The sequence below is a fragment of the Winogradskyella sp. genome (genome assembly GCF_025210595.1).
Taxonomy (GTDB): Bacteria; Bacteroidota; Bacteroidia; order Flavobacteriales; family Flavobacteriaceae; genus Winogradskyella.
Map to the genome: position 1 here is coordinate 1 of NZ_JAOARH010000042.1, position 6,587 is coordinate 6,587.

The 6,587-nt window shown below is 30.5% G+C and carries 9 protein-coding genes; 6 read left to right on the plus strand and 3 right to left on the minus strand.

Features of this window, described 5'->3' with window-relative positions; translation table 11 throughout:
* Positions 1-113: 113 nt before the first annotated feature.
* Both N4A42_RS04410 and N4A42_RS04415 read right to left on the minus strand, forming a co-directional pair.
* Complete coding sequence (locus N4A42_RS04410) at positions 114-671, minus strand: Smr/MutS family protein (protein WP_294070436.1); 558 nt, start codon at positions 669-671, stop codon at positions 114-116.
* The gene (locus N4A42_RS04415) at positions 661-879 is read right to left on the minus strand and encodes a hypothetical protein (protein ID WP_294070439.1); all 219 of its coding nucleotides are present in this window, start codon (positions 877-879) and stop codon (positions 661-663) included. Before N4A42_RS04415 ends, N4A42_RS04410 begins: the two co-directional genes overlap by 11 nt.
* A 90-nt stretch (positions 880-969) precedes the next feature.
* Between N4A42_RS04415 and N4A42_RS04420 the strand changes: the two genes are divergently transcribed.
* The gene (locus N4A42_RS04420; RefSeq protein ID WP_294070442.1) at positions 970-1,266 is read left to right on the plus strand and encodes a DUF2752 domain-containing protein; all 297 of its coding nucleotides are present in this window, start codon (positions 970-972) and stop codon (positions 1,264-1,266) included.
* 16 nt (positions 1,267-1,282) lie between these two features.
* Positions 1,283-1,645, plus strand: coding sequence for a CCC motif membrane protein (locus N4A42_RS04425; protein ID WP_294070445.1), 363 nt, complete (start codon positions 1,283-1,285; stop codon positions 1,643-1,645).
* Positions 1,646-1,726: 81 nt separating this feature from the next.
* On the opposite strand, the gene rocD is transcribed toward N4A42_RS04425, so the two are convergent.
* Positions 1,727-2,968, minus strand: a complete 1,242-nt coding sequence (gene rocD, locus N4A42_RS04430; protein ID WP_294070448.1) for an ornithine--oxo-acid transaminase — start codon at positions 2,966-2,968, stop codon at positions 1,727-1,729.
* Positions 2,969-3,326: 358 nt separating this feature from the next.
* On the opposite strand from rocD, the gene N4A42_RS04435 reads away from it, so the two are divergent.
* From N4A42_RS04435 to N4A42_RS04450, 4 genes are all read left to right on the plus strand, one after another.
* Positions 3,327-4,094 (plus strand): alpha/beta hydrolase, encoded by a 768-nt coding sequence (locus N4A42_RS04435; RefSeq protein ID WP_294070450.1) that lies wholly within the window; start codon positions 3,327-3,329, stop codon positions 4,092-4,094.
* 3 nt (positions 4,095-4,097) lie between these two features.
* Complete coding sequence (locus tag N4A42_RS04440; RefSeq protein ID WP_294070453.1) at positions 4,098-4,796, plus strand: response regulator transcription factor; 699 nt, start codon at positions 4,098-4,100, stop codon at positions 4,794-4,796.
* 9 nt (positions 4,797-4,805) lie between these two features.
* A complete protein-coding gene (locus N4A42_RS04445) occupies positions 4,806-5,507 on the plus strand; it encodes a response regulator transcription factor (protein WP_294070456.1) in 702 nt (233 codons plus the stop codon).
* A 388-nt stretch (positions 5,508-5,895) separates the two neighbouring features.
* Positions 5,896-6,587 (plus strand): TRAM domain-containing protein (locus N4A42_RS04450; RefSeq protein WP_294070460.1); only part of this gene is annotated, 692 nt, incomplete at its 3' end.

The window sequence follows — 6,587 nt, forward strand, 5'->3', positions numbered from 1 at the left end:
ACAGTTACAGTAAGCTTTTTAGTAACAGATTTTAATTTAGAAATCTTATCTGCCACAGAATTAGATTTAGGAACTTTAACCTATACCATAGAGTATGTGGAAGAGGATGAAGATTAAGGCTCTATATTCTGAAATATTCTAACTTCAGTTGCGCCTAAACCATAGGTTTTATAGTCAGCATCATAATACTTTACATTATTATATCTACCTAAGAGTGTTTCTAACTCTTGTCTAAGCACACCTTCACCTACTCCATGAATAAATACCATTTTAGGAATACGTTTTCTTATTGCGAATTCTAATTGTCTTCTAGCAGTATCTAGTTGAAGATTTAGCATATCAAAATTTGTCATGCCTTTAGTCGAGTCCGTTAGATGATGAATGTGCAAATCAACTTCAAATTTTGGTGCATGTCGTTCTTTTGGTTTAACTACTGTTGTTGCCTTTTTCTTTTGGGTTTCTTTCTCTTGTTTTACAGATTCTAGATCAATATTAAAAATGGCTTTTTCTATAGTTTTGTTAGCAGCAGTTACAATCAATTCATTTTTACTAAACTGAAACTCAAAACCACTAGTATCTTCTATAATAATTAAATCTCCAGAAACCTTAATTACTTTACCAACTATAGCATCATCAATAGTTTCAACGGTATCGCCAACTTTAATCTTCATCGATCTTTTCACTTTTCACAAAAGATTCTTCTTCTTGCTTATCAAATTTGCTAGGAATGTTTCTAGATGTTCTGTAAATACCAAACATTAATAACACAATGCCTCCAATTAATAAATAAGTGTTTTGCTGCGCTTCTGCTTGGGCATAAACAGCAATTATACCGCCTACTAGAATGCATATAAAATTTATAGTTCTAGAAATATTCATGATTTTATAATTATTGTATGCAAAAATAAGACTAAAGAATAATTATACACGACCAATCTCTTAGTAAAAGTAAATTATTACTTTAGCACCATGCTTATTTTAATTAAAGGCTTAGAGGATTATATGTTGCCATGCATGTGGAAGAAAACATTTAATATAGACTGTATTGGCTGTGGTATACAAAGGTCTATCGCCTATATTCTAAAAGGTGAGTTTATTAATGCTTTTTTCATGTATCCTGCAATATATCCAATGCTTTTTCTTTTTGTTTTTTTTATTTTTGACAGCTTTATGAATATAAAACATAATGAAAAAATAAAGCTAGGTTTAGCAGCTTTAACTCTTACAACCGCTATTACTAATTATATTTTAAAACTATTTTTTTAACTAATCAATTCAACTTATGCAAAAACTTAATACAACCGCAGTATACATTTTATCTGTAATAGGAATACTATGTTGTTGCGTTTATGGTCTAGGTACTATTACAGCAATTATAGCTATTGTAATTGCTAATAAAGAACTTAAAAAATATAATGCTGATCCAGAAGCATACACTAATGGTTCTGCAATGAAAAGCGCGAGAGTATTTTCAATTATATCATTATTTATATCATTTATAGGACTTGCGTTTATAATATGGGTAGCCCTTAATCCTTGTACATTCTTTGATTGGTACATTGGTTTATTTGAAAACAATCCTAATGTTCCAGCAGAATCTTTGGAGCAAGTATACGAAGCAGCTGAAAAAGCTGGATGTAGATAACAATATCGAAAATCACATATACTTTATACTAAAAAAACCACGCAATTGCGTGGTTTTTGATTTATTAATATTCAAATAATATTATTCAAATTCTTTTAGAGTTTTAGTAATTATAGAAACACAGTCTAATAACTGATCTTCTGTCATCACTAATGGTGGTGCAAAACGAATAATATTTCCATGTGTTGGTTTTGCTAATAAACCATTGTCTCTAAGCTTTAAGCAGATATTCCAAGCTGTATCACTGTCTTCGTCATCATTTATTACAATAGCATTTAATAAACCTTTACCTCTTACAGAATTAACAATAGTACTATCTTTTATATATCTGTTCATTTCAGCTCTAAAAATCTTCCCAAGAGTTTCTGCTTTTTCAGCTAAATTTTCCTCTTTTACTACTTCTAATGCTGCAATAGCTACTGCTGCTGCAATTGGATTACCACCAAATGTACTTCCGTGATTTCCTGGTTGAATAACGTTCATTATTTCATTACTTGCCATAACTGCAGAGACAGGATATAAACCACCACTTAAGGCTTTACCTAAAATTAAAATATCTGGCTTTACCTCTTCATGGTCTACAGCTAGTAATTTTCCGGTACGTGCAATTCCTGTTTGTACTTCATCTGCTATAAACAGTACATTGTATTTTTCGCAAAGTGCTTTTGCTTCTTTTAAATAGTTTTCACTTGGTACATATACACCTGCTTCACCTTGTATTGGTTCTACCATAAAACCGCCAACATTAGGATTACTGCTCAATGCATCCTCTAATGCTTTTAAATTATCATACTCAATCTTAATAAATCCATCTGTGTATGGTCCAAAGTGTTTACGTGCAATAGGATCATTAGAAAATGAAATGATGGTTGTTGTTCTTCCGTGAAAATTATTTTTACATACAATAATTTCTGCCTTATTAATATCAATTCCCTTTACCTCATAAGCCCATTTTCTACAGAGCTTTAAAGCAGTTTCTACAGCTTCAGCTCCTGAGTTCATCGGTAACATCTTGTCGAAATTAAAATACTCTGTAGCATACTTTTCGTAACGCCCTAACATATCGTTATAAAACGCTCGCGATGTTAATGTTAAACGTTGTGCCTGCTCTGTCATAGCATTCACAATTTTCGGGTGACAATGCCCTTGATTTAAAGACGAATAAGCCGATAAAAAATCGTAATACTTCTTACCTTCAACATCCCAAACAAAAACCCCTTCACCTTTACTCAATACTACTGGCAAGGGATGATAGTTTTGCGCTCCATACTTGTTTTCTAGTGCCATCGCTTCTTGCGATGTAATGTGTTCTAAAACAGCCATTTTTAAAAATCTTTAAAAAATTAAACAAAAACTAAGCTGAGAATTATGATTTTGAAAATCTCGCTTAGCGAGTTCCTACTCTACCTTTATTCCTTCAAAGACTTAGCGTACCATTTTTTGAAGTTATGGTGAAGCCCTGAAAAAGCAGCGTGGGAGAGAAATCATCCCTAGAAGTGCGCAAATTAATAAATATTACTTGCCTTTTAAAACTATTACTTCAATTTATTTAAGCCCTTAATGTTTTATCATAGCTTTCTCTGTGTGCTGAATCTTACAAATAAAAAAAGCTTTAAAATGTTAAAAAATTGAATTAAAATACATAAATTTCACTGCAAACCAACCAACTAAAACAACCCAATTGATCTTTAAAGAAAATTTTTCGACTCAAAAAGGAACTATTGTTTGCATACACGGTAATTCTTCGTCTTTAAATGTTTTTAATTCTCTTCTAAATGCTGATATAGAGCATAGAGTTATTGCTGTAGATTTACCAGGACATAATAATGCCGCTACTACCGAATTGCCTACTGAAAATTTGTATGATTTCTATAAATCTGAACTTATACAATTTATAAATGCTTTAGAGGATTCTATAATACTTATAGGAAATTCTTTAGGAGGACATCTCGCTGTAGAAATTGCACCAAGTATAAATCAACTAAAAGGTTTGGTTATTATGGGAACACCTCCTGTTAAATCTCCTATTAATTTTGAAGAAGCTTTTATTCCTATGGAAGCCTTAAACACGTTTTTACAAGAAAACCCTAGTGGCACTGCAATTAAGGAAGCTGCTAATGTTGCAGTTTATAATAAAACTAATGCTGAAGCCATAGTAAAAGATTTTAATAGTTGTAACCCTAAAATTAGAGCTTTAATAGCTGCTGATATTATGGGAAACAAGCTTAGTGATGAATATACGATTTTTAAAACCTTACCAATAAAAAAATATATTTTAAAAGGAATGCAAGATCCAACGGTAAATCCAAATTATCTTGCACAATTACAACAAGAATGTAAGACCACTTGCGAAATAGTTGAAATTAACCAATGCGGACATTACCCAAGTTTAGAACAACCAGAATTATTTGTACAAATTATACAAAACATAGCTAAAACCAATTTCTAAATTTTGAGATTAAAATCAGCAACAGAAAAAGATTTTATTATAGACAGTCAGCATTTTACATTTAGACTGCGCTCGCTCTATTTTGAAAATGAAGCTATGTTTTATGACATTTGTGATTATCTCCCTAATGCTGTACATATAAATAATCGTCATAATCTAGATTATTATTATGCCAATAATAAAATGTTGAATAAAGGTTATGAGATGGAAATATTGTATAATGTTGGTGCAAAATACCTCACTGAGATTTCTTGCCCTTATTTATTAAAAGCTTCGTTAGACAGAGTAAAACGATATAATCAATTCAATGACTCTGACGCTATTTGTTTTAACCCTCAGCAAGTTAGTGTTAACAAGGAAATGACTTATATTTTCTCTAACAAAATTATTTTAAACGATAATAAATTTTTTAACCTCTTTAACTTTGCTGATGAAATGGGTGTTTTAGGTAAACTTTACCAAAATATTCTAAAACCCGTTCATAGAAATAAAGAAATATGGCAACAATTTCAATCGTTAACCAAGCAAGAAAAAAAGGTTCTAAGATTGTTAGCTAATGGTAAATCTAATAACGATATTTCTGATGCACTTTATATTTCTAAATATACAGTACATTCGCATCGCAAAAACATTAATAAAAAGTTAGACACCTCTAACCTAGCAGACCTTATAAAATTTGCTATGGCTTTAGATATATTATAAACTTTAATAATGAAGTTTAGCTCTCTCACTCAAAAAGAATCAATTATTCATGCTCAGCATTTTGCATACAAAATGCGTAATCTATATTTAAAAGACGAAAATCTTTTTTATCAAATTAGCGACTATTTACCTAATGCAATACATATTAATAGCAGAAACAATTTAGATCATTTTTATGCTAATCATAAAGTATATACAAAGAGTTATGAGCTAGAGACTTTAGTGGAAAAAGGTGCATCGTATCTACCTAAAATATCTTGCCCCATATTTCTTAAAGCTTCATTGAAAAAAATAAACCATTTTAATAACTATAATGATTTTGACAGTATTTGCGTAAATCCACAAAAACTAAAGATTAATAATAATTTTGAGCATGTACTTTCTAATAAATTAATAATTGATGATAAAAAATTCTTTAACATCAGTACTTTTATGCATGAGGAAGGTTTTTTAGGAAAAATTTATGCCGATATAATTGAACCAATTCATAAAACCGAACAAATTTGGCAACAATTTCAATCATTAACCAAACAAGAAAAAAAGGTCTTAAGATTGTTGGCTAATGGCAAATCTAATAATGATATATCTGATGCTCTTTACATTTCCAAACATACTGTGCATTCGCATCGCAAAAACATTAATAAAAAGTTAGACACTTCTAACCTAGCAGATCTTATAAAATTTGCTATGGCTTTAGATTTACTAAAATAAACCATAAAATTTAAGCCACTATATAACCAAAATACCCTCTGGAGGGTATTTTTTTATGCATGCATTTGAGATAATTTTGTTTTTTAAGCCTAAAATTTTATTTGTTGTAATTAATAAACAAATACAAATTGAAGCTATAGATAGAGATTAAGAGGTATTCTCTAGTTTTATTAAAAAATGAATTGATATAACTCGGAAAAAAACCGCAGATTAATCACTACAAATTATAAAGCATTAAATCACTATTATTCTAGGGAGTAACATTTTATTGTTACGCAAAAGCCTTCATGAAATATCATGGAGGTTTTTTGTTTTAAAGACATTAAAAACCAATGGTCTTCTTGGGTATTTTATTTCTCAATCCCGTCGGAAATCCTATTTTTGCAGCATGCCAAGACGAGAACGCAACAAATTTGTAAAAAGAGGACAAATTATAGACATCTTAATAGAAGATTATGCCTTTGGAGGTAAAGGTATTGGTCGTATTAGAAATGAACATGGTGAGTTTGTAGTTTTTGTTCCAAACACTTTACCAGGACAACTAGTTAAAGCTCAGGTAAAAAAATCGAGCAAAAAATATGCTGAATGTAAATTACTCGATGTTTTAAAACCATCTGATGATGAAGTAAAAATGCCTTATCAAGATATTCCTGGTGCACCTTATATACAACTACCTATAGCGAAACAACATCTTTATAAAAAGCAAAGTACTTTAGAACTTTTTAAACGCATTGGTAAAGTTGCTGATATTGAAACCAAATTCGATGAATTTGTAAGCTCACCCAATACATTCCATTATCGTAATAAAATGGAATACGGTTTTTCTGCCATAGGTTACGACAGAGAGCAAAAAACAGATATAGATGAGTTTACCTTAGGTTTTAAAAGGCGTGGACTTTGGTGGTGTGGAGATAATCTTAACAGCGATTCTGGTTTATTTGATAAAGCTGTTGAAGATAACTTAAAAAACATAAGAATCTATTGCCATAATACAGGTTTAGATCCATGGCATGCACCAAAAAAAGAAGGGTTCTTCCGTTATTTTGTAGTTAGAAAATCTTATAACACTAACAAACTACT

Coding starts and splice junctions, on each gene's coding strand:
- N4A42_RS04445 (WP_294070456.1), top strand. CDS start 4,806: ATGAAGTTTAGCTCTCTCACTCAAAAAGAATCAATTATTCATGCTCAG.
- N4A42_RS04415 (WP_294070439.1), bottom strand. CDS start 879: ATGAATATTTCTAGAACTATAAATTTTATATGCATTCTAGTAGGCGGT.
- N4A42_RS04425 (WP_294070445.1), top strand. CDS start 1,283: ATGCAAAAACTTAATACAACCGCAGTATACATTTTATCTGTAATAGGA.
- rocD (WP_294070448.1), bottom strand. CDS start 2,968: ATGGCTGTTTTAGAACACATTACATCGCAAGAAGCGATGGCACTAGAA.
- N4A42_RS04420 (WP_294070442.1), top strand. CDS start 970: ATGCTTATTTTAATTAAAGGCTTAGAGGATTATATGTTGCCATGCATG.
- N4A42_RS04410 (WP_294070436.1), bottom strand. CDS start 671: ATGAAGATTAAAGTTGGCGATACCGTTGAAACTATTGATGATGCTATA.